The sequence below is a fragment of the Ktedonobacteraceae bacterium genome (assembly GCA_035653615.1).
Lineage (GTDB): Bacteria > Chloroflexota > Ktedonobacteria > Ktedonobacterales > Ktedonobacteraceae > DASRBN01.
In genome coordinates, this window is sequence record DASRBN010000025.1 from 110739 (window position 1) to 133680 (window position 22942).

A 22942-nucleotide genomic window follows, 5' to 3' on the forward strand; every position below is an offset into this window, starting at 1 on the left:
TCTCTCGCCACGAAATAATAAACAACACATATTACAACGTTTTTGTCAAGCACTCGGGACCCAAAAAGATGGACGAAAGCTATTGTATAACCGGTAGGGTCTGAGTATCATACAACAATATCAAGGAGTAAACACACATGGAGTACACTGCTGCGGACGTCAAGAAGTTGCGCGAACAGACGGGCGCAACGTTTGCTGACTGTAGGAATGCGTTGGCGGATGCGAAAACCTGGGATGAAGCCACCAGGATCGTTGAGGCGAAGAGCGACAAAAAGGCTGAGAAAATGATAGCGGCGGGTCGAGAAACCAAACAGGGCGGTATCTTCTCGTATGTGCATCACAATCACAGCCTGGGCGTCTTGCTTGAGCTCAATTGCAGCACCGATTTTGTTGCTCGTAGCGAAAGTTTCCGCCAGCTTGCCAGTGACCTGGCATTACAGATCGCGGGAGCCGACCCCAAGTACATCAACTTTGAAGACGTGCCAGTAGAGATTGTGGAAGAGGCCCGTTACAAAATTCTTGAGGATCCGTCGATAGCGCGTGTCCCGGAAGAAAAGCGTGACGAGGTTATCAACAATAAGCTCAAGAAGGTATTGGGCGAGCAGGTATTGATGTTACAACCCTGGGTGAAGGATGAGGCTGTCACGGTGGGCGATCTCGTGCGTAAGGTGATTGCCGAGACCGGTGAGAACGTGGTGCTGCGGCGCTTTAGCCGCTTCGCATTAGGGGAACAGTAGGGCAAAATGAGGCGGGCGCGTAGGTTTTGCGCCCGCTTCATTCGCCAGGACTAGTGGAAGTATGGGAGAAGCGCAAGACATGTCTCAAGAGAGTTCACCTTTGAAGTATCATCGTATCCTGCTGAAGTTGAGCGGCGAAGCCCTCTCTCCGCGTAACGGCTTTGGCATCGATGCCGAGAGAGTGCGGCGCATCGCCAGCGAAATTCAGAAGGTGCATGAGGAAGGCGTGCAGGTGGCAGTCGTGGTAGGTGGCGGAAATATCTGGCGTGGAGCAGACGCGGCCGCGGCAGGTATGGACCGCGCTACTGCCGACTACGCGGGCATGCTGGCAACGGTTATGAATTCGCTGGCTATGCAGGATGCCATGGAAAAATTGGGGATGGTCACTCGCGTGCAGACGGCAATCGAAATGCCGCCCGTGGCCGAGCCGTTTATTCGCCGCCGGGCCGTCCGTCACCTGGAAAAGGGGCGTGTCGTGATCCTGGCTGCTGGCAGCGGCAACCCATTTTTCACTACCGATACCGCGGCTGCTCTCCGTGCTGTTGAACTCAATGCTCAAGTTTTGCTCAAGGCAACCAAAGTAGATGGTGTCTATGACGATGATCCCATGCGCAACCCTGATGCTCGGAAGTTCGAGGAACTGAGCTACATGCGGGCACTCAATATGGGGCTGAAAGTCATGGATAGCACCGCGCTTTCGCTGTGTAAGGATAACGACCTGCCGATAGTAGTGTTTGATCTCGATGAGGCGGGTGCGCTTGAGGCTATTGTACACGGCGGTAAGTATGGTACGCTGGTCCATGATATCGAGGAACCGGAGTGGAGTGCCAGTCGTTGATCTGTGAACGCTGCCTGCTTCTTTCCAAGTCAGGAGCAGGCCGGGCAACGAAGAGATGAAACAGGGCTGTAGGGACAGGATGCGAACATGTTGTCCCTGCCGTTGAAAGGGAGCATTGCTATGGTAGACGATATTTTCGGAGATGCAGAACGACGTATGCAAAAGGCTGTTGAAGCTTTACGACAGGACCTGGCTGCCATCCGTACAGGGCGTGCCAGCTCTGCGCTCGTAGAACGTATCACGGTCGATTACTATGGAGCACCGACACCCATCAACCAGGTTGCCACAATTTCTGTGCCGGAGGCGCGTTTGTTGGTAATTCAGCCCTGGGACCGCAAGCTGCTGGTCGATATTGAGAAGGCTATCCAGCGGTCCGACCTGGGAATTAATCCCAACAACGATGGCCAGGTTATTCGCCTCGCTATCCCCCCGCTCAACGAGGAGCGCCGCCGTGAGATGGTAAAGACTCTCCACAAGAAATTGGATGAGCATAAGGTTGCCATACGCAACGTTCGCCGTGATGCGCAGGACAAGTTGCGCGATCGTGAGAAGAAAAAAGAAATTTCCGAAGATGAGCTGAAACGTAGCACGGAACGTCTACAGAAGCTCACCGACCGCTATATCGATGAGATGGACAAGGTCGGAAAAGCTAAGGAACTGGAGATTCTGGAGGTCTAGATTTGACCATGATTCAAAATCTTTTCTCCTCGTCGCAGGGGAAAGACAGTGTGCAGACGCAATCCAAAGCTGAGGAGCTAGCAGCTTCCGAGCAAAAGCCTTTCACCCTGCGTCACCTTGCCATCATTATGGATGGCAATGGGCGTTGGGCAGCGAAACGCCATTTACCGCGCCTCGCCGGGCATAAGGCCGGTGTAGCCGCGCTGCGCCGCGTCGTAGAATGCGCCGTCGACGAAAACATCGAAATGCTCAGCGTCTATGCCTTTTCAACCGAAAATTGGGGGCGCCCGCGAACAGAAGTAGATGGGTTGATGCGCCTGTTCTGGGAAACGATCCGCTCGGATGTAGAGAAGTTGCATCGCAATGGAGTGCGCCTGCGCCATCTTGGTCGTCTACAAGATCTCTCGCCCGATATCCAGCGCGCCGTGCGCGATATGGTCGAATTGACACGCAATAATACACGGCTTAGTCTCAACGTTTGCTTTAATTATGGCGGGCGCGCCGAACTGGTTGATGCTATTCGCCAGATTATCGCCGATGGCCGTGACCCGGATACTATCACCGAAGAATTGATCAGTTCCTATCTCTATACGCGCGATTTGCCAGACCCGGATATGGTCATTCGTACCGCCGGAGAAATGCGGGTCAGTAACTTCCTGCTCTGGCAATCCGCGTACAGTGAATATTATGCGACTCCTACCCTCTGGCCCGATTTTGGGCGCGAGGACTTGAGGGCAGCGCTCGAGAGTTACCGTCAACGGCAACGACGATTTGGCCGCCTCTCCACATCATAGCGTATAATAGGGGCAAGTTCCGGAATCACTTGACACACGCCTGCGCGTCTAGCATAATCAAATGGGAAGAAGAGCGATGTGTCGAGCTTTCCAGCCAAAAAGTGATGGGGAAATGCCCCTATAAGGAGTCGCGTGCGATCAGCAACGAAGCGAAATTTAGAGCCGGAAGCGCCGGAGCCTGCCCAACCCAAAAGGCAGAAAAGCGGCGTCGTCCAACGCGTTATTACTTCTTTTATCGCCATACCAATTGTGCTGGTTTTCGTCTGGTTTGGGGGCTGGTGGGCTTTTGCTGCGGCTGGGCTGGTGGTTGTGCTGGGAATCAATGAGCTACATACGATGATGGTTCACGAGGGGTACCATCCGTTGATAGTAGTCAGTCTCGTCCTGAGTATGCTCTTTATGATCGCTGCCATGTTTCCTCATCTAAGCCTGCTATTCCTTGAAATTGGGCTGGTTTTAGCATTGCTGGTTTCCTTTCCCCTGCTGTTCTTTCGCAAAAAGCTCGATGGTGCGATGGTCGATTGGTCGCTGACTATAGCAATCGCCGTCTATTTAGGCTGGCCCCTCAGTCTATTCCCCGTACTACGCGGGTACCAGGTCGGGTTCAGCCCTGGCCTGTGGTGGGTACTGGTCGTCTTGCTCGGTACCTGGAGCTTCGATAGCGGCGCGTTCTTTACCGGTCGCCTCATTGGACGCCATAAATTGGCGCCGAAGATTAGCCCGGCGAAAACCTGGGAGGGCGCGATAGGCGGCCTCGTTTGTTCAATTGCTTTCTCCCTTGCCCTCACCGTCATTCCCCTGAAGGTACCATGGTACCTGGCAATTGTGCTGGGCATTCTGATCGGTGTGGCCGCGACGCTGGGTGACCTGGCCGAATCGCTGATCAAACGGACGACGCATGTCAAGGATAGTGGGCATTTTATGCCCGGTCACGGTGGCATCCTTGACCGTGCGGATAGCATCCTCTTCGTTGTCGTTGTCGTGTTCGTCTTTACGCAAGTTATTACGTATTTATAGTAGTAGATGCTACGTCAGCCAGCACTCAAGACACCATTGACAGGTTCCCAGAAAGTTTCTTTTTTGCCTGGCCGCGTGGTAGAATATGACTGAGAATAGTATAGAAACAAGGCGAACGAAATTCCGCTTTCAATGAAGCCCCCTACGGGCCAGAGTGATCGTATTCAGGGCGAGCAATTCGTTCGCATATCATTATGAGGTGGGTCAACACATTTCCCGCATGGATACACATATATGACCGATTTTCCCAGGCGTATTGCCTTATTGGGCAGCACCGGATCGATTGGGCGGCAGACGTTGGACGTGGTGCGGTGTTACCCGGAGCATTTTCAAGTTGTAGCTTTGGCGGCACGTAGCAATGTTTCGCTCCTCGCGCAGCAGGTGCGGGAGTTTCAACCTTCCCTGGTCGCGTGTTTCGCCGGTACACCGGAGATAGAACAGGAAGCGCGCAAAGCCTTACCAGGAGTCATACTCGGCGAGCAGGGACTGCTCGCGGCAGCTACCCTGGAAGATGCAGCTATTCTTGTCGCCGCTACCTCAGGCCTCGTAGGACTCAGGCCCACTCTGGCGGCTATTAATGCTGGAAAAATTATTGCGCTGGCGAACAAAGAGACGCTCGTCATGGCGGGCCATCTTGTGATGGGGGAGGCGAAGCGAGCCGGGGTGCCTATCTTCCCGGTCGATAGCGAACACAGCGCAATCTGGCAATGCCTGCGAGGTGAGGATACGCGTCAGGTGAATCGCCTGGTGTTAACGGCTTCTGGTGGTCCATTCCGCCAGGCCAGCCTGGAACAATTGCGCGCGGTTACCGTCGAGCAGGCGCTTGCTCATCCGACCTGGCAGATGGGGCCGAAGATCACCGTCGATTGCGCCACACTTATGAATAAGGGCCTGGAAGTAATCGAAGCGCACTGGCTTTACGATATACCTTATGAGCGTATCGAAGTCGTCGTGCATCCCAAAAGCATCATCCACTCAATGGTCGAGTTTGTCGATGGTTCCTGGAAAATGCAGGCCAGCCTGCCGAGCATGCACCTGCCCATCCAGCACGCGCTCAGCTATCCTGTGCGCCTGAACACGGAAGGAACCGGGCTGGTGCGCGAACTGCGCTGGCCGGATGTAGCGCGCCTCGAATTTGAATCGTTAGATATAGAGCGTTTCCCCTGTTTCCGCCTGGCGATGGAGGCGGCGAAACGCGGCGGCACCTATCCCAGTGTGCTGGTAGGGGCCGACGAGGAAGCGGTAGCCCTCTTTCTTGCGGGAAAGATTGGATTTCTGCATATCGCGGAACTGGTAGAAGCTGTGCTGGCCCGTCACGAATCTATCGAAAACCCCGACGTGCCTGCGATTCTGGAGGCCAGTTCCTGGGCGCGCAAAACGGCGCACGAAATATATAAGAAAAGCTATACGTTTAAATCTACGTGAGAGATAAATTTATGAAGAGGAATCGAGAATGAATAACTGGTTCTTACTGGCAGCCATTCCCGTGTTTGGCATATGTGTGCTTGTGCATGAATTTGGTCATTTCATTACGGCGAAATGGGCCGGTATTCGGGTAGAGGAATTTGGCCTGGGCTTTCCGCCGCGCATTGTCGGTTTTCGCAAGCGTGACGCGGGCGGCTGGGAGGTCATCTGGTTCAGTGGCAGGCGTAACGAAGAAGATGACTATAGTTATGATAGCCAGAAGCAGACACCTTTCAGCGGTACAAGTGGAGGTGTCAGTATCCCAGGGGCGCAGGCTTCCCATCACACCATCTATTCGCTCAACTTCCTGCCCATCGGCGGCTTTGTGCGCATGCCGGGCGAGAATGGAGATATAAACGACGCCGAGGGGCGTTACGATCCACAGAGTTTTGCCGCTAAACCTGCCGGCAAGCGCATCATCGTGCTGGTCGCCGGTGTCACTATGAACGTTATTCTGGCAATGATCCTCTTCACCATCGCCTATACCCTTGGCGAGCCAACTTATCCTGCTATCATCGGCCAGGTCGTTCCTGGCTCTCCGGCAGCTGTGGCCGGGCTTCGTTCTGGCGATACAATCGTTTCAGCGAACAATCATCCCGTCCAGCTCTTCACGGATCTGCAGGCAGTTGTCGGAAATGCGATTGCCGCGGACAACGGTAAGCACGCTACTGTGCCGATTACCCTGCAACTGCGCCATGCCGGTAGTTCGCAAATTGTCACGACGACCGTCAATGCTCGTGAGCATCCACCACAGGGTCAGGGAGCAATGGGGGTTACGGAGAAGATTGTCTTCGTGAGTTCTCCATTCTGGGAGGCGCCGTTCAAGGGCGTCCAGCATACGTTTAGTGTGACCGGCGATTTTATCAATTCGATTGCGCAAATGATTTCTGGGGCCGTGAAGCCCCAGGTGGCCGGTCCCGTAGGTATCGTGGAGATTACGGGACAGGTGGCCTCGAGCGTACCCGATCTCGGCTGGTGGCCAATCCTGAGCCTGACGGCTATCCTGAGCCTGAACCTGGCAATTGTCAATATTCTCCCGTTCCCCGCTCTGGATGGCGGCCGCGTCGTATTAGTATTAATAGAGTTGCTGCGTGGGGGTAAGCGTCTGAAACCTGAGCGAGAAGGCCTGATCAATTTTGTCGGCATGGCAATTTTGCTGACTTTGATGGTTGTTATTACGGTGAGCGATGTTATCCATTGGGGGTCCTATTAATCCTTCAATAGGGACGGCGATTCGCCCGCCTTTTCTAGTCATTCAATGGAGTAAAAGAATTTATGCGACGGAAAACCCGCCAAATACATGTTGGAGATGTGGCCATCGGAGGTGATGCGCCTATTGCTGTGCAGTCCATGACGACCACCTATACGCGCGACGTAGAAAGCACGGTCGCGCAGATTCATCGCCTGGAAGATGTCGGATGTGAGATAGTGCGCGTGGCCGTGCCGGAAGAAGAGGATGCCCTCGCAATCAGCGAGATCAAAAAGCGCATCCACATTCCCCTGGTGGCTGATATACACTACAAGCACAGCCTGGCGCTCGAGGCCATCCGGCAGGGTGTCGACTGCGTGCGCATCAATCCCGGCAATCTGATTAATGGACGCAAATCGCTGGAGCAGATCGTGGCTGCCTGTAAAGAGCGGGGGATTGCCATGCGCATCGGCGTTAATTCCGGCTCGATTGATGCTCTCGATCAGCGCGGCCAGATGCAGCGCATTCAGGTCAGGCTGCGTGATGATGGCGTACTGGAACGCACCGATCCTGCCGAGCAGCGCCGCAAAGAACGCGAGCAACTCGCGGAACGCATGGTCAATAAAGCCCTGGAATACATCGGCTGGTGTGAAGAGATGGACTTCCACGAAATCAAAGTCTCCCTGAAGTCATCCACGCCATTGACAGCAGTCGAAGCCTATCGCCGGTTTTCGCAGCGTTCGGACTATCCATTGCATCTGGGCATCACCGAGGCCGGGACAGCCGTCACGGGGGCGGTCAAATCTGCCGTCGGCCTTGGCTTGCTGCTGGCCGAGGGCATTGGCGATACCATCCGTGTCAGCCTGAGTGCCGAGCCAGAGGAGGAGATTCCCGTCGCCTATGAAATCCTGCGTTCGCTCGAATTGCGCAACCGCGGCGTCACCTTCGTTTCATGCCCTTCCTGCGGGCGCGTCGAGATTGACGTGATCGGCGTTGCTAACGAAGTCGAAAAACGGCTCGCCAGGGTGCAGACTCCCATTCACGTAGCGGTGATGGGTTGCGTCGTCAACGGCCCCGGCGAATCGCGCGATGCCGACGTGGGTCTTGCCGGTGGCAAGGGACGTGGCGTGATCTTCCGCAAGGGCGAAGTGATCAAAACGGTGCCAGAAGATCAGTTCCTGGACGCGGTGCTGAAAGAGGTAGCCAGTCTCTTGCCCGAACGCGAGGCAAAACTGGTCTATCCCGAAGGGGGCATCAAAGAGACGGCCGGTGTGCATCGCACCCGCGATGAGGGTATCGGGACAACTATAGCGAAATCTTGATGAGAGGATGAAAAAGGCGGCTTCTCAACGAAGCCGCCTTTTTAGTGGGCGATACAGAACTCGAATCTGTGACCTCCGCCATGTCAAGGCGGCGCTCTAACCAACTGAGCTAATCGCCCTTACCGGACAGGAACAATAATAGCATTGCTGCTGATTGTTGTCAAGCAGATTTTGGCGAAAAAGTAGGGATAGATCGGTCTTCTTTCTCAGGCCTGGTACCTATTGATTACCCTGCTCAGGCCAGGGCGGTACATCAAAACCGCGGCTTCGCAAAAACTGCTCGAACCAGAGCAGCGAATCCGGTTTCTTGGATGATGTCTGATTATCCGCGCGATAAAAGCGCACGTAGAGTGGTAAAGATGGTCCCAGCCGCTCAATCAGGCGCTTGACCCGTGCTTCGGCCTTATCCCAATGACCGCGAGCCGCCCCATCTCGCCAGCTATTAAATGCCTCGTCGTGCAGTTCAATGATATCCAGCAATGCCGGGTCATCTATGTAGCGTTCGGCGAACCGGCGAGCAATGGTAGCATGTCGATTGCCGCCGGTGGGCAACGACTGATTCACCTGGTACTTGAGGGTATCATGAATCAGGGTGATCAAGCGTAGCTTGCGACGTTCCTCCGGCGTGCTGGCGAAGCGGTCAATATTGGCCAGCACATCGGCGATATGATACATAATTTGTCCCTCGGAATGTCCCGGTCGGGTCCAGCCCCACACCACACCCTCCTGCCATTCGGGGTCAGCGGCTATCTTTCGTTCCAGGTCTGTCTCAAGTTGAAATGGGAGTTCCATGCCTGTACCATCACATCCTCCTTCAATGTTTCTCTGCTTATTAATACGAGTAGTTGTAGTTGCAGGTAGCAGGACAGTCATGTTGCGATCATATCCTGGAACGGGTGGTTCCTTTCCTGGTTATAGAACATGAGGTCCCTGTCCCTAAAGAGGAAACCACTTAAGGCTCTTCTTGCTGTGATGAATCGTGCGTATGTAGGAGAGACACCATGTGACTCCTTTAGAAAAAGACAAACTGATCTTGCTTACTCAGCGATATCCCCCAATTCTCCGTCAGCGAAAATATACCTATCTCGCGCTTGTGTGGCAAAAGCGGTAAGACAAGCAACTGATGTGACATAAGTAAGTATAAATACTCAACCAATTGATGTCAAGAGAGATAGGTACATACCGAATTTGTGCAAAATGCATGACCAAAAGATCACCATGTTCGTTTTGCGTTAAAATCCATCCCGAAGTTGCCGATCTTTCTAGTAAGATTAGAATTTTGGTATCTCAATTCTGATGCCTTGAAATTTTTTTTAACCCGGTGTTATACTTTGACGGGGGATAGGGGTTTATTAATATATTTGCGCATTTCTCATGAACAAAAAGGCCTCTTTAACTCGCAAAGCTTGCCGTATGCTGGCTCACGGACTTAGATGGATGAAACGAAAATGGGAACAAATGCGTAAGTAGCAACGTCTAGCATTATGGATTATTTTTCGTCGAAAAGCTAATCACGAAGGGGCTATTGATCCAATGCATATTTCGAGGTCCCGGCCAATCGTGCGTTACAGGAAGCCGTCCTCCGAGTTGAATGATAGACGGCGCATGCTGCATATCCTGGCAATCTTGTTCTTTTTTGCCCTGATCTGGCTAGCAATGGGGAATGCTAGCGCCGGTACGTTCAACCATACCAGTCCTGGCGTCGATTATAGTTGCAGCCAGGCATATTTTTCACCCGATGGTAATCCATTTCCTCTCTGCCCAGGTCCCTACCCTGGTGGGGGCAATTGTGTCTGGTGGGCATGGGAGCAGTGGCATTTACTTGGCTATAATCTTCCACTCAACTGGGGCAACGCCGCCGATTGGATCGTCGATGCGGAGCGTTTTGGTCTGCCGATTGGCACAACCCCGCGCGTTGGCTCGATCGCGGTCTTCCCACGCGCCGATGGTGTATGGGCATTTGGCACCGCGGGGCATGTGGCCTTTGTCACCTGGGTAAGCCCCGATAGCTTAACGTTTAACGTGACCTATCAGAACTACGGCGACCCTACACCTATGTTCATCGGCAATGGCTATAACGTCTCCGTTATCAATCAGCCGAGTTATCAGGATGGCGAACTGCGCTTTATCTATTTTCCCAAAGTGATCGATCCCACGCTATTTGAACGCCTGCCGGGTGTGAATGGCAATGGAGTTGCCCAGGTATCTTCAGTGAATAACATGCTCATGAGCAGTGTTACTAGCAGCGGTTCGCTGGCAAGTAGCGAACTTGCGCTGGGTTTACCCCCCGGGTCATATGACCAGGAATTCAGCGCCGACTTTACCGGCAATGGCCTTACCGATCTGCTGCTCTATAATCGCCAGCAAGGACGCCTGGATGTACTTACCTTGCAAGATAAACTGTTGCCGAACTATGCTCGCCTGGCGCATGACAGGGTGCCGAACGATACGCAGGAGGCCGCCATACCGCAGCGAGTTAGCCTGAGCGACAAGACAACACCCGTCAATGGCTGGGGGTCGAACCTGGACATTCGTATAGGAGATTTTGATGGAGATGGCCATGCCGATATCCTGCTGTACGATCTTGTGACAGGCAAAATACAACTGATCAGCTTGACGCCCGAACTCACGATAAAGAAACATGTAATTCTTCCAGGTTGGGGTCCTGGCTGGGAACTATATGTTGGGCAATTCGATGGTAAGCGCAGTGGCGTCTTCATGTACAATCGCTTCGCTGTTCCCCAGCCAAGTCCGCTTCCCAGCCCGACACCGAATCCCAGCCCGAGTGGAACGCCGGGTCCCAGCCCAAGCCCATCACCAAGTCCGAGTCCCAGTCCGTCCCCTACTCCGAGTCCCAGCCCGTCTCCGACGCCAAGTCCGAGTCCGAGTCCGACCCCGAGCCCATCGCCCAGCCCCAGTCCGAGTCCAACCCCAAGTCCGACTCCTACGCCGGTTCCGAGTGAGGTAGTTCCAAGTCCAACGCCAACTCGGACTCCGAGTCCGAGTCCAACCCCGAGTCCCAGTCCCAGCCCGACGCCAAGTCCAACCCCATCGCCAACACCACGGGCAACCCGGACTCCGACGCCTGGTGCGACTCCTACAAAAGTTCCGACAAGAGGGCCTGTGCCGTCTCAAACAGCGAGTCCTACAGAATCTCCGTCGCCTGATCCAACCGGGCCAGCGCAGGGCAGTAACATAATAATGGATGTGAACTATGGTTCCACGCAGGACTATAGTGATTTGACCTATCTTAGCGGTCCTCCGGGGGCTACTTCGCAGTCGCAGCTGACTGCCGATGTGATGGTGGTCGATTTCAACAATAACTTTGGTATCAGTCATGTCCAGAAGTATGGTCTCCTGTATAATTCCTGGGAGGTTTATGTAGGCCGCTTTGTAAATCCTCAGCAAGATGGCGTCTTTCTCTATGATCGTAACTCAGGAGACGCCCGCATCATGGATTTTACCGGCGATTTGGAAATAACCAACTATCACGAATTGCACAACCTGCAAGGAAACTGGGAAGTGCATACCGGTGATTTCAACGGTTCGGGCCGCGCCCAAGTACTGCTTTATGATCCGAGCAGTGGCGATGCACAATTCCTGGTCTTTACCCCCAAACTTACCCTGGCGAATCAGAAGAGTCTCTCATCACTTGGCAGCAATCTCGTACTCTATGTTGGCCACTTTGGTATGCCGGCGTTGAGTGTGATGCTCTATGATCCACAGGCGGCCCAGAGTACCTTCATTGCCTTTGATTCGTCGCTTGATGTTGCACGCCAGGTTACTGTCAACAGTTGGGATCAAAGCTGGCAAATTCTGATAGGCGCTTTTCTTGATCGTTCGCGTTGCCTTGCCGATCACACCTGTGCTACCGGTGACGACATCCTGTTGCTGAATCGCAGCCTGGGTGAGTTACAGCAGTATATCTTCTCCTTTGGGAACCAGTACAATGTATTCGATAATCGTTCGCAATCCTTTTTGCGCGACGGGGTAGCCCCACAGGGAGTCCTTTCGCCGGTTGATACCACTACCTTTGGCCTGGTAATCACGCTTGATACTTCTATCCACGGTGAGGAGATATACTAAAAGGAGGAGGCCGATTCATCGGCCCCGCGTCCATTACTGGATTATTTTGTTCAATCTCATGATCGCGCCCCGACAGGAGCATCCTTTTAGTATATGAGGAGAGCGGGTAGGATGGGCAGAGTTCTCAAAATATGGTATCATACTCCTTACAAAAAATCTGTTGAAGCGTGAAGAGGAATTGCATGAGTCAAGAAAGTATCAATCGGCTTCGGACATGGTTATCTGAACAGGGACTGGACGCGTTTCTCGTGACACAGCCCCAGAATCGGTCTTATTTAAGTGGATGGCTTAATGATGACGTAGAGGGCGCCGGCATGCTGCTGGTAGGACAGGAACACCAGATATTACTGACGAACCCGCTCTATAAGGAAGTCGCCGAACGCGAGGCAACCGGCTGGGAAATTGTCATCCCGTCATCGCGCGAATATGCGCCTGCTATAGCGAGGCTGGCTAAGGAATATGGCTGGTCGGGCATCGGTTTCGAGGCCATGGCAATTATTTATGGCGTGTACGAAACGATACGCGCCGCAGGTGAAGAGGTTTTCACCCTCCACCCATTCAATGATAGTATTGTGAGTACGTTGCGTCTCGTCAAGCAGCCTCATGAGTTGGAATTACTGAGGCAGGCTGGGGTTATTACGGATCAGGCCTTTACGCATATCTGCCAGTGGATTCAACCCGGCGTGACGGAAAAAGAAGTGCAATTAGAGGTCGCGAACTCCATGATATCGCTAGGGGCGGATGGGCCGGCTTTTGAAACCATCGTCGCTTCCGGGCCAAATGGTTCGATGCCGCACGCGCACGCAAGCGAGCGCCGCATACAACGCGGCGAACTGATCACTATCGATATGGGCGCTCGCTATAAGGGCTATTGTGCCGATATGACACGCACCATATGCCTGGGCGAACCGGCTGAGAAGCGGATGGTTGAGATATACGATGCGGTTCTGAATGCTATGAAGACGTGCGAGGCAGGATTGCAAGCCGGTATTAAGAGCCAGGCAGCCGATGCCCTTGCGCGTTCCGCATTAGAAATGCAGGGATTGGGCGAATATTATGTACATAGTACAGGTCATGGCGTTGGTTTGCACGTGCATGAAGGACCCTCGCTTTCACAGAGAGCTCCCGAAGAAATGATACTACCTGCCGGCTCCGTGGTCACTGTCGAGCCGGGAGTCTATATTCCTGGCTGGGGCGGGGTACGCGTCGAAGATTTTGGTCTGATTACCGAAGACGGATTTGAGGCTTTCTCACACTCACCAACCCAACTTGTAATTGAGCGCTAAGGAGTTAAGCAGATGATATCGACAGGTGACCTGAAAAAGGGCATCACCATGGAATTTGAGGGCCAGCCGTGCAGCGTACTGGATTGGCAGCATGTGAAAATGGGACGCGGCGGCGCCATTGTGCGTTTGAAGCTGCGCAATTTGCGCACCGGCGCTACTTTTGATCGCACCTGTGATGCCGGCGATAAATTCAAACGTGTCTACCTGGATCGCAGCACCGTCACTTATCAATATCAAGACGGTGATCAGTACCATTTTATGGATACCAGTACCTATGACGATATCGTGTTGTCCGGCGATCAACTTGGTGATACCAAAAATTACCTCATCGACAACCTTGAACTCGATTTGATCCTGCTGGACGGAGAGCCAATATCGGTCGAACCACCTGAAAAAGTAGTGCTGCGCGTCGACTATACCGAGCCTGGTTTTAAAGGTGATACCGCTACAGGTGGCACCAAACCGGCAACAACTGAGACAGGCCTGGTGGTGCAGGTTCCCCTTTTTATCTCGACCGGTGATATGATTCGTGTGAACACGACAACGGGCACCTACGTCGAACGCGCGTAGGATGCTATACAAAACTGTTCGCAATGGAGAAGATCATGGACAGAGACAGCTATACTCCCCCTATCGAGGATGCGGAGTCAGGGGAACACTATGCCGCACAGGAAGAGCAGCCAGCAGAAGTCATCAGTATCGAGCAATTGCGCCGCCTTGTGCGCTTACTTGACCAGAGCAGCGTTTCCGAACTCGAATTGAGGCGTGTCGAAGAGGGAACACGTCTGGTGCTGCGCAAAGCAAAAGCTGATCAGAATGCCGTTCCTCAAAATGGTGCGCTACTCAGTCCGCAAAGTGTTGTCTCTACAGTACATGAAGAAGCTGAGCCAGCGCCTTCGGAGATCGAACATAAGGTCCTTGCACACCTGGTAGGCACGTTCCATGTATGGGCCAGACCCAGGGGCGGGACATTAGTAGCCGTAGGTGATCGCGTCAAAGAAGGCCAGTTATTAGGCATCATCGAATCGCTAAATGTCTTTAACGAAGTTGAAGCGCCGGCAGCGGGCCGCGTCGTCGAGATTTTTGTGCATGAGGGTCAGCCGGTAGAATATGGACAGGTGCTCATGACTATCGCCAGTCCAGTCGAAGAGTAGGCTCCGATGTTATTTTTAGATGCGCCATCAGTTTTGAGCGTTTCGCAGCTCTCTCGCTATCTGAAAGAACTGTTGGAAGTGAACGACACGTTGCAGGATATATGGGTGCAGGGGGAAGTTTCCGGTTGCAAGGTATATCCCTCGGGTCACTGTTACTTCACGCTCAAGGATGCTGAAGCTCAGTTGCATTGTGTCTTCTTTAAGTATGCGCGCCTGCGTTCCTCAGCTCCCGAACTGCGCGATGGAATGGCCATCGCCGCCAACGGTCGCATTTCATTATATGAACGCGATGGCAAACTCCAACTATACGTGGACAGCATCGAACCATTAGGGGATGGCGTCCTCTTTTTGCGTTTCGAACAGTTGAAGGCCCGCCTGGCCGCCGAAGGTCTTTTCGATATCGAACGCAAACGCCCATTGCCGGAATTTCCTTCGGCCATAGGCATTGTCACTTCCCCGCAGGCGGCTGCGCTGCGAGATATGCTGCGGGTGCTGCGCACGCGTTGCCCGCTGGCCCAGGTCATCCTCTCGCCCACGCTGGTACAGGGAGCCGAGGCCCCCGCGGCGATAGCGAATGCACTTGATTTGCTCAATGAGTATGGCGATGTCGATGTGATTATCGTTGCGCGTGGCGGCGGCTCGATAGAAGAACTCTGGGCCTTCAACGAGGAAGTGGTGGCGCGCGCTATAGCGCGTTCGCGTATTCCCGTAATCAGCGGTGTGGGACACGAAACAGATTTCACCATCGCGGATTTTGTTGCCGACCACCGCGCATCTACGCCCACCGCTGCCGCTACTGCCGCCGTTCCCGATATCTCCGCCTGGCTTGCGGATGTGCAGGCACACCGGCAAACCCTGACGGAACTCATGCAAGATATATTGATCGAACTGGCCGACGAACTGGCACGTACCGAACGTGATTTACAACGCCAGAGTCCGCAGTACCAGCTTGATCGATTGCGCCAGCAGCTTGACGATACGACCGCGCTGTTGCAAACGCGCCTGCAGCACATGCTTTCACTACGTAGTGAGCGCCTGCGCGGTACGGCATTGCAATTGCACTCGCTCAGTCCTTTGCTGACCATCGCCCGCGGCTACGCGATTGTGCGCCGTGACGCTGATAGCGCCGTTGTAACCAGCACGCAACAGGTTGAGGCAGGTAACGAAATAACGATTCAGGTAACCGATGGACTTATCCATGCGCAGGTTCAATGATGAATCAATGAGGATAGAACAATGGAAACACTCACCTTTGAAGAGGCATTCGCGCAGCTTGAAGCGGCTGTAGCGGCTTTACAAGACGGGCAGATGCCCCTCGAACAGGCGTTGCGTCATTATGAAGAGGGTATGAAACTGGCGCACTATTGCAACGAACTGCTACAAAAAGCAGAACTTCGCGTGCAGCAATTGCGTGTTAATGATGAAGGGGTACCGGTGGTTATTCCGTTTGAAGCCGAATGAAGCCTGAAGAATCAAACCAACAGCATGAAGACTATCTTTGACAATCAAATCCTGATCGCTGCTTTCGCGGCCTGGGCGATTGCGCAGCTATCGAAGGCGCTATTTGAGCTATTGCGATACCGGCAGCTCAAGCTCAGTCGCCTCGTCTCATCCGGCGGCATGCCCAGTTCGCATTCAGCGCTGGTCACCGGCCTGGCCACGGCGACGGGGCGTGTCACGGGCGTTGCTTCTGCCTCTTTTGCCATCACCATCGTCCTGGCGAGCATCGTGATGTATGATGCCGCGGGTGTTCGTCGCGCCGTCAGCATCCAGGCGCGTATCCTCAATCAAATGATTGACGAGGCTTTCCAGGGCAAACCTTTTGCTGAAAAGCGCCTGCGCGAACTGATCGGCCATACTCCCTTACAGGTGATTGTTGGCGGGCTTCTCGGCATTGGTGTAGCGCTCATCCTCACTGCATAGCCGGCAGGGGACCGGAAGGCGCCATTCTGGTTTTATTTTTCCATCCATGGCATTTATCCTCCGATAAGTTCGTGCCTTAATCTCTACCTCGTTGCTAATTTTTATGGTATACTTTCGCACAAGATAAATTCCATTTATCTTCCACTCTTTTTTGTAATTCAGAATTTTAAGGAAGGAGGTGTTGTACACAAAATAGCAAGCAATCGGTGTATGCGCATTATTCTCCAATCCTGCTTTTGCGCTGTTCTACACATTCGGAAGTGAGCAGCGTAGCAGCAATTCAACTCATTAGTGTGTTGAACAAACGCCACAGTTAGACGTGGTACAATGGAGGGACACCACTATGGCTTCAACAAGTTTCCGCGAAGTTACTACTGAGGCAACGATCGAAGAGAAGAAGAAACTCCGCAAGGAGTTCAGAGTCTTCGATATGATTTTTATCACGATTGCCGCTATCATCGGCATCGATACGCTCGGTGCGGTTTCCTCTAATGGGGGCCAGGCCCTCACCTGGCTGGTTATCTCGGCGATCACGTTCCTTCTTCCTTATGGCCTGCTCACTGCTGAACTCGGCACGACCTTTACCCAGGAGGGTGGCGTTTACGAGTGGTGCAAAATGGCAGGCGGGCGTTATTTCGCATCCCTGGCCGCCATGCTCTACTGGATCTCCAATCCGCTGTGGGTTGGTGGAACCCTCTCGGTGACGGCTATAGCGGCTATTGCGACCTTCTTCTTTGGTAACGCAAACTACCAGATCGGTGGGAGCGCTACAACCAACGCCATTTTTAGAATTATTGTCGCCCTCATCTTCATCTGGGGCGTGACCTGGTCGGCCATTTTGTCGCTGCGTGTTGGCAAGTGGCTCTCAGTCTTTGGTTCCTATGCCAAATTTGCGCTGTTCGCGGTATTTGCCGTACTTGCCATCGTCTTTCTTGCCGGCGGTCACTCCACCGGCGATCACCTGACATTTGCCGATTTAGCACCCTCCGCAAACTGGTACGCTATCCTGAGCGCCGTGATTCCGGTGTTGATTTTCCAGTGGGTCGGCTTTGAGCTGCAGAACGGCGCGGGCGAAGAAATGGTCAATCCCCAGCGCGATGTGCCGCGCGCTATTATCCGTGCTGGCATTATCGCGGTCATCGCCTATGCTATTCCTATCACGGTCATCCTCTTTACCCTGCCGAAGTCGCAGCTTACCAATGTCGGGAGTTTCCTGGCTGCATATAAGACGGTCGCGGCAGTCTTGCCGTCGTTTCTCGCCACGGGCCTTGGCTGGCTCGTTGCTCTTGCTATCGTGCTGAGCCTGGCCTCTAGCGGTGGGTCCTGGATCATTGGCGCCGACCGCACTTATGCCATTGCGTCACTGGATCGCACCGGCCCCGCTTTCCTGGGTCGATTCAGTGGCAGATACGGTACGCCGATTGTCGTGAATACCATGTCCGGCATCGTGGCATCTATAGCTATGATCGCGGCCATCTTGATCACGGCATTTGGGAGTGGCAACATTACGACGCTCTTTGGACTGGTGTTTGGCTTCGTTGTCTCGACAACAACGCTTTCCTACCTGTTCATTTTCCCGGCGTTTTTCTTACTGCGTCTCCGCTATCCCGATGTTCACCGGCCCTATAAAGTGCCGGGTGGGATGGTAGGCGCGGTCATTGTGACGCTCCTGCCCCTGCTCTATGCGGCTTTTGCCAGCTACTTCATCCTTGTACCCACCGATGCCACTGTTGCGAACAATGGCGTCACCCGGCTCACCTATGAATTGACACAGTTCATACCGCTGGCTATCATTGTCCTGCTCACGACCGTCTTCTACATCTGGGGACACCTGGAGAAGCGGAACAAGGATGTGGTAGTCGAGGTCAACCTGGCCGAGCAAGGTTTTGAGGGGTTAAGTGGCGTTGCAGGCGATTAATCGCTAGACGCTTTCTTTTCCTTGTGCTATGCTTGTCAAAATGATTGGCGAAGAAAGGTAAGCATAGCACAAGGATTTTTTCATGGCTTCCCCTACAACACGGCAAAAATCGTTCCCATTTGTACCAATCCTGTTAAGCATTGGCGTCTCTGCCGGTCTGACCGCCCTTGCCATGCGTTTCTATCGTCGCCCGTATGAAACGTTGCTCGACGCCGCGCGTGTCGGCATGCGTTTGAGTGGTATGCGCGAAGAAACTATAGATGTGGCGGGCCTTCGCATGCATTTCTACAGCGCCGGAAGGCGAGGCGATCCTATCGTCCTGGTGCATGGCCTTGGCAGCTCAGCTGAAACCTGGGGGCCCCTGATGTGGCTGCTCAGCAAAGACTTTCTCGTCTATGCCCCCGACATGCCCGGCTTTGGCAAGACACCCATAGCGCCCGAAGGAGTCAATATCTCTACCCATGTCCTCTACCTGGAGCGCTTTCTCGATGCGCTTGGCCATCCGCGTGTGATACTCGCCGGCAATTCGTTGGGGGGTTGGATTGTCACGCGTTTTGCCGTGGAACATCCAGAGCGTGCCCAGCACCTGTATTTGCTGAATAGTGCCGGTTTGCGCCGCGAAGGACTCAACTCACCCTACGCAGTTGATCGTGACTCGGCTCGTCGTTCTATAGAATATATTTATGGCCGCTCTCTGCCGCTGCCTGGCTTTGTGCTGGATGCCGTCGTGCGCAATTCCCAGCAACCGGCCTATGCAGGTTTCATTCATGGGTACGATCCGTCCGAGGAGCTGGATAACGTACTCGCGCAGGTGAAGACTCCCACGACCATTATCTGGGGCGAGCAAGATGGCCTGTTCCCCGTCTCTATTGCCCATGAATTCCACGCCGCGATATCCAACGCTGAACTTGTACTCCTGCCTGGCGCCGCGCATATGCCTCAAACGCAGGCTACCAGAAAGGTGGCGGAAATCATTATGAAAGAGATGGGCGTCGAAGCGGTCGGATGATCTAAGGGTCTTTATCCAACCTTCGCCACAATAAAATCCGCCAGCTCGCGTATATGCCGCTCAGCCGGAACGTAGATGCCGCCCGATTTGTAGGCCTTCGAACGCATGCTCAGTTGTGCCCACTCGCATACCTCCCAGTCCTGGCGATTGACGATATCGAAGACCTCGACCGCGTCCATTGGATCAAAGCCGGGCTGGCTCATGGCGCCGGGATCGAAAAGCCATTCACATATTACCTGCGTGCGTCCAGGCTCCTGGGGAAGCAGTGTATGGATAACAACATGATCGTCGAGCAGGTTCACCAGCATATTCGGCAGAATAACGATGCCATAGTAGCGGCGTCGATCTTCCGGGAGCAGTCCCGGCAAAGGGGGGCGGCTGGCCTTGCCTGTAATAGTGAACGCCTCGACATCCTCAGCAAGCATCGCTGCATCTCCATCCATGTAGGTCTTGCCTGAGCGAAAGCCTGGCAGGAGATGGCAGAGTTCGGGGTGCATCGGCCCGCAGTGATAGCACTCCATAAAATTCTCAAGGATGAGCTTCCAGTTCGCCTGTATATCATAGGTGATCGTCTTACCGACCCGTAAACGCTCCAGACCATAGCGGGAGAACGGCTCGTAGCTGCCGAAACGCTCTACAACCGGCGTCGTAACCTGCTCCGCAACCGGCGCCGGATCGTCTGCGAGGTTCAACCAGATAAATCCCTCCCAGGTCTCCAGGGCTACCGGAAACAGGCCAAAGAGCCTGCGGTCAAATTGCTCATCGTTCAGGACGTTCGGCGCCCCGATCAGCTGCCCATTGAGTCCATATGTCCAGGCATGATAGCGGCACTGGATAGACCCTTTCAGTTGTCCGGCGGCTTCCGTGCATAACCGAGCGCCCCTGTGACGGCATACATTGAGAAACGCTTGCAGCCCGCCCTTGCGGTTGCGCACCACGATGATACTTTCATATCCTATGGTAACGGTCCGGTACGCGCCAGGAACAGGAAGCGCCTCGGCCCGACCCGCGCAAACCCACATCTCTGAAAAGATGCGCTGCTGTTCAAGTTCGTAAATTGCCGGGTCATAGTAATAGCGCCCCGGAAGCGTGGAAAGGAAAGGAGCCTCTGAACGAACTGTCGTAGTCATGTAATGCACCTCGCATGTGGCTATCGTCCATTGATATGGTTTTCGGCGGTTACGATGGAGTGGGGAGTCCATCTTAGAGGCATTATACGACAGGAACCGCAGGGTATTCCAGGGGTTGATCAATTGCTTACTGGTCAGACCCATTAGTACTTTTCGATAGGTGAAAGTATCACTTCATGTTCCATTCATGCGATAATAGGGAACGTTGAGATACTGTACGGTGCGCAATGTGGCGGCGGCAGGACAGGGACGAACCGCTGTCCCTACAGGACGAGGCGAATCCCCGATTCGGTCGTCAAAATTCACCAGGCCATTGCGATAAGTCGGCAAGTTGGAAGAATGCTTGTAAGCAGAAGTTTCTCATGTTATACTTTTTAGGCGTCGAGTTTTACCTTGATTTTTGTTAGCAGGGAGCTATTGTCGATGGAGCCGCAAAACTCCTATGAGCCACTCGGTTCTGAAATCAGCCGGGCAGGGAAGGCTGAAAGCAAACCACAACTGGAGCTACTCTCAATTAACGACCTGGCTCGTTGCTGCTCCGAAGAAACGAATAAGTTTCTCAAGCAAAGCGCTTCGAATGATCGCTACTGCTTAGAGCTATTTCGCCGCGCCATCACTCGTCATGATGACGATGCCTGGGCCTGCATCTACCAGCAGTATGCGCCTCTGGTGCTTACCTGGGTCAATCAGCACCAGAGCGCGGCGCCATTGTTGGGCCAGGATGGAAGTGGGCCGCTTGTGAATGCCGCTTTTGCCAAGTTTTCACAGGCCCTCACCCCTGCCAAAATGGATAACTTCGACTCACTGGCAGCGATTTTGAAATATTTAAAAATGTGCGTGCATAGCGTCATTGCCGACGAGGTGCGCTCGCGGCAATCGCGGCAGTATGAAGAGACATTGGAATTGATCGAGAATGAACCGGCGTCAGAGGACCCAGCCGATGATGTTGTTTCCACTATCTCGGCGCAGGGATTGTGGCAGGTCATTCAAGAAGAACTCAACGGGGAAGAAGAGCGCGTGCTGATCTATCTTGCCTATATTCACGGCATGAAGCCCAGCGAGATCAGCAGCCAGCACCACCGCCTGTTCCCGACGGTAGAGGATGTCTATCGTATCAAACGCAATGTGTTAGAGCGATTGAGACGGAATCGCCGTCTACAAACGTTATTTAAACATCAACATCTGTAACGATCAAATGATCTTGCAATATTTGCTGTGCTTTCAAATGCGCGCAAGCGCAGATACTAAAATAGCAAATGTGTTCGTTTATTCTGTTGAAAAGGACAAAAGAAGCCTGCCGGAGACGTGCGGTTTACTGGAGACAAGGGGAGAGGTCGCCTGTATCACGCGCGTGCCATGCCGGTGGGGATGGTCTGGCCTCTTTACGAAGTGGACTGTGACCATCTGATCACTATCCTATAGTAAAAGGAAACGCTCATGGAGTGTAGTGAACCTGGAACTATTCGCGATGAAGAACTGCTGGCATATCTGGCGGGGGAGAGAGTACGGCCGGCCGTTGTGCAGCATCTTGGACATTGTCCGCATTGTTCGGCGCAGCTAGCAGAGTACCGCAGAATAGAACATACGCTTGTCAATAAACTCTACCGGTGGGATTGCCCATCGAATCTCACGCTGGGCGAGTACCAGTTAGGGCTGCTCGATAAGGAACATGCCATGGCTGTCAGGCTGCATCTGAGCCAGTGCGTGCTTTGTGCCGCCGAAGTAGCAACCCTCACCGAATTTCTTGCCGATGATCCAATCCTCGTTGAGCGTGTGCCTGTTCGTCCCTCCTCCCTGAATAATCATCGTCCGGCTGCCCAGGAAGTCAGAAGTGTGCTGGATCGCCTGGCGGAGCGTTCGCGCGAGCAAGTGCGGCGTATCAAAGCAACCCTGCTGCCACCGCAGCCTCGTTTTGCCTACCAGCGCAATGTGGCTCAACCCTCCGTCTGGCCGCGTCGCTATACTGCCGAGGATGTCAGTATTTCTATCCAGGTCGAGCGGGCTGCCGGTCGCAAGGAAGATGTACAATTGATAGGATTCGTCACACGCAAGGGAGCCACGTTGGAAGCATTGCAGGGCATTCCGGTCCTTCTTTCCTTGCAATCGGATGCCGTCTACACGCAAAATATCGATGAACTCGGTAATTTCGTCTTTTCCTCGATCTCTCCCGCAACCTATACGCTGGAGTTGCAGTTGCCGGAAAGTACGATTGTGATCGAACAACTTCCGGTCACTTTGCAGGATTGATGAAAGAGTTGACTATTATGCCGCCAGCCCCTACAATGTCCATTGTAGGGGCTGTTTTGTGAACCCCGAGATCATCTTTCACAGGACCTGCCCCGTAATTTGAGATGCATAGACATACAATGTACAATCCAGGTGAATTAGCGGAAGCCT

The 22942-nt window shown here is 53.6% G+C and carries 22 protein-coding genes and 1 tRNA gene; 19 read left to right on the plus strand and 4 right to left on the minus strand.

The window, feature by feature from the left end:
- Nucleotides 1-137: 137 nt before the first annotated feature.
- From VFA09_13170 to ispG, 8 genes are all read left to right on the plus strand, one after another.
- Nucleotides 138-737 (plus strand): hypothetical protein, encoded by a 600-nt coding sequence (locus tag VFA09_13170; protein ID HZU68221.1) that lies wholly within the window; start codon nucleotides 138-140, stop codon nucleotides 735-737.
- A gap of 79 nt (nucleotides 738-816) precedes the next feature.
- Complete coding sequence (gene pyrH / locus VFA09_13175) at nucleotides 817-1575, plus strand: UMP kinase (GenBank protein ID HZU68222.1); 759 nt, start codon at nucleotides 817-819, stop codon at nucleotides 1573-1575.
- 120 nt (nucleotides 1576-1695) lie between these two features.
- A complete protein-coding gene (frr, locus tag VFA09_13180) occupies nucleotides 1696-2253 on the plus strand; it encodes a ribosome recycling factor (GenBank protein ID HZU68223.1) in 558 nt (185 codons plus the stop codon).
- Between the two features lie 50 nt (nucleotides 2254-2303).
- The gene (uppS, locus tag VFA09_13185) at nucleotides 2304-3047 is read left to right on the plus strand and encodes a polyprenyl diphosphate synthase (GenBank protein HZU68224.1); all 744 of its coding nucleotides are present in this window, start codon (nucleotides 2304-2306) and stop codon (nucleotides 3045-3047) included.
- Nucleotides 3048-3179: 132 nt separating this feature from the next.
- Nucleotides 3180-4064: a phosphatidate cytidylyltransferase gene (locus VFA09_13190; GenBank protein HZU68225.1), complete on the plus strand. Its 885-nt coding sequence runs from the start codon at nucleotides 3180-3182 to the stop codon at nucleotides 4062-4064.
- Between the two features lie 234 nt (nucleotides 4065-4298).
- Nucleotides 4299-5489, plus strand: coding sequence for a 1-deoxy-D-xylulose-5-phosphate reductoisomerase (locus VFA09_13195; GenBank protein HZU68226.1), 1191 nt, complete (start codon nucleotides 4299-4301; stop codon nucleotides 5487-5489).
- 28 nt (nucleotides 5490-5517) lie between these two features.
- Nucleotides 5518-6741 (plus strand): M50 family metallopeptidase, encoded by a 1224-nt coding sequence (locus VFA09_13200; GenBank protein HZU68227.1) that lies wholly within the window; start codon nucleotides 5518-5520, stop codon nucleotides 6739-6741.
- Between the two features lie 62 nt (nucleotides 6742-6803).
- Entirely contained in the window at nucleotides 6804-8039 is a 1236-nt protein-coding gene (ispG, locus tag VFA09_13205) for a flavodoxin-dependent (E)-4-hydroxy-3-methylbut-2-enyl-diphosphate synthase (protein ID HZU68228.1), read from the plus strand.
- A gap of 45 nt (nucleotides 8040-8084) precedes the next feature.
- On the opposite strand, the gene VFA09_13210 is transcribed toward ispG, so the two are convergent.
- Nucleotides 8085-8158 (minus strand) — tRNA-Val (locus VFA09_13210).
- Between the two features lie 100 nt (nucleotides 8159-8258).
- Nucleotides 8259-8831 carry an HD domain-containing protein gene (locus VFA09_13215; protein ID HZU68229.1) on the minus strand — a complete coding sequence of 191 codons (573 nt, stop codon included), beginning with the start codon at nucleotides 8829-8831 and terminating at the stop codon, nucleotides 8259-8261.
- A gap of 741 nt (nucleotides 8832-9572) precedes the next feature.
- Here VFA09_13215 and VFA09_13220 point away from each other — a divergent pair.
- From VFA09_13220 to VFA09_13260, 9 genes are all read left to right on the plus strand, one after another.
- The gene (locus tag VFA09_13220) at nucleotides 9573-12125 is read left to right on the plus strand and encodes a CHAP domain-containing protein (GenBank protein ID HZU68230.1); all 2553 of its coding nucleotides are present in this window, start codon (nucleotides 9573-9575) and stop codon (nucleotides 12123-12125) included.
- Between the two features lie 182 nt (nucleotides 12126-12307).
- Entirely contained in the window at nucleotides 12308-13411 is a 1104-nt protein-coding gene (locus VFA09_13225; protein HZU68231.1) for a Xaa-Pro peptidase family protein, read from the plus strand.
- A 12-nt stretch (nucleotides 13412-13423) separates the two neighbouring features.
- Complete coding sequence (gene efp / locus VFA09_13230; protein ID HZU68232.1) at nucleotides 13424-13981, plus strand: elongation factor P; 558 nt, start codon at nucleotides 13424-13426, stop codon at nucleotides 13979-13981.
- 35 nt (nucleotides 13982-14016) lie between these two features.
- Complete coding sequence (locus VFA09_13235) at nucleotides 14017-14565, plus strand: biotin/lipoyl-containing protein (protein ID HZU68233.1); 549 nt, start codon at nucleotides 14017-14019, stop codon at nucleotides 14563-14565.
- 6 nt (nucleotides 14566-14571) lie between these two features.
- Complete coding sequence (xseA, locus tag VFA09_13240; protein HZU68234.1) at nucleotides 14572-15780, plus strand: exodeoxyribonuclease VII large subunit; 1209 nt, start codon at nucleotides 14572-14574, stop codon at nucleotides 15778-15780.
- Nucleotides 15781-15801: 21 nt separating this feature from the next.
- Nucleotides 15802-16026, plus strand: coding sequence for an exodeoxyribonuclease VII small subunit (xseB, locus tag VFA09_13245; GenBank protein ID HZU68235.1), 225 nt, complete (start codon nucleotides 15802-15804; stop codon nucleotides 16024-16026).
- A gap of 24 nt (nucleotides 16027-16050) precedes the next feature.
- Complete coding sequence (locus VFA09_13250) at nucleotides 16051-16488, plus strand: divergent PAP2 family protein (protein HZU68236.1); 438 nt, start codon at nucleotides 16051-16053, stop codon at nucleotides 16486-16488.
- 343 nt (nucleotides 16489-16831) lie between these two features.
- Entirely contained in the window at nucleotides 16832-18406 is a 1575-nt protein-coding gene (locus VFA09_13255) for an APC family permease (protein HZU68237.1), read from the plus strand.
- Nucleotides 18407-18488: 82 nt separating this feature from the next.
- Nucleotides 18489-19415, plus strand: coding sequence for an alpha/beta fold hydrolase (locus VFA09_13260; protein ID HZU68238.1), 927 nt, complete (start codon nucleotides 18489-18491; stop codon nucleotides 19413-19415).
- 11 nt (nucleotides 19416-19426) lie between these two features.
- On the opposite strand, the gene VFA09_13265 is transcribed toward VFA09_13260, so the two are convergent.
- Both VFA09_13265 and VFA09_13270 read right to left on the minus strand, forming a co-directional pair.
- Complete coding sequence (locus VFA09_13265; GenBank protein ID HZU68239.1) at nucleotides 19427-20545, minus strand: aromatic ring-hydroxylating dioxygenase subunit alpha; 1119 nt, start codon at nucleotides 20543-20545, stop codon at nucleotides 19427-19429.
- A 174-nt stretch (nucleotides 20546-20719) separates the two neighbouring features.
- On the minus strand, nucleotides 20720-20875 hold the full coding sequence (locus tag VFA09_13270) for a hypothetical protein (protein ID HZU68240.1): 156 nt from the start codon (nucleotides 20873-20875) through the stop codon (nucleotides 20720-20722).
- A gap of 93 nt (nucleotides 20876-20968) precedes the next feature.
- Here VFA09_13270 and VFA09_13275 point away from each other — a divergent pair, with 93 nt between their 5' ends.
- Complete coding sequence (locus tag VFA09_13275; protein ID HZU68241.1) at nucleotides 20969-21733, plus strand: sigma-70 family RNA polymerase sigma factor; 765 nt, start codon at nucleotides 20969-20971, stop codon at nucleotides 21731-21733.
- Between the two features lie 249 nt (nucleotides 21734-21982).
- Nucleotides 21983-22792: a hypothetical protein gene (locus tag VFA09_13280; protein ID HZU68242.1), complete on the plus strand. Its 810-nt coding sequence runs from the start codon at nucleotides 21983-21985 to the stop codon at nucleotides 22790-22792.
- The last annotated feature ends 150 nt before the right edge of the window (nucleotides 22793-22942 follow it).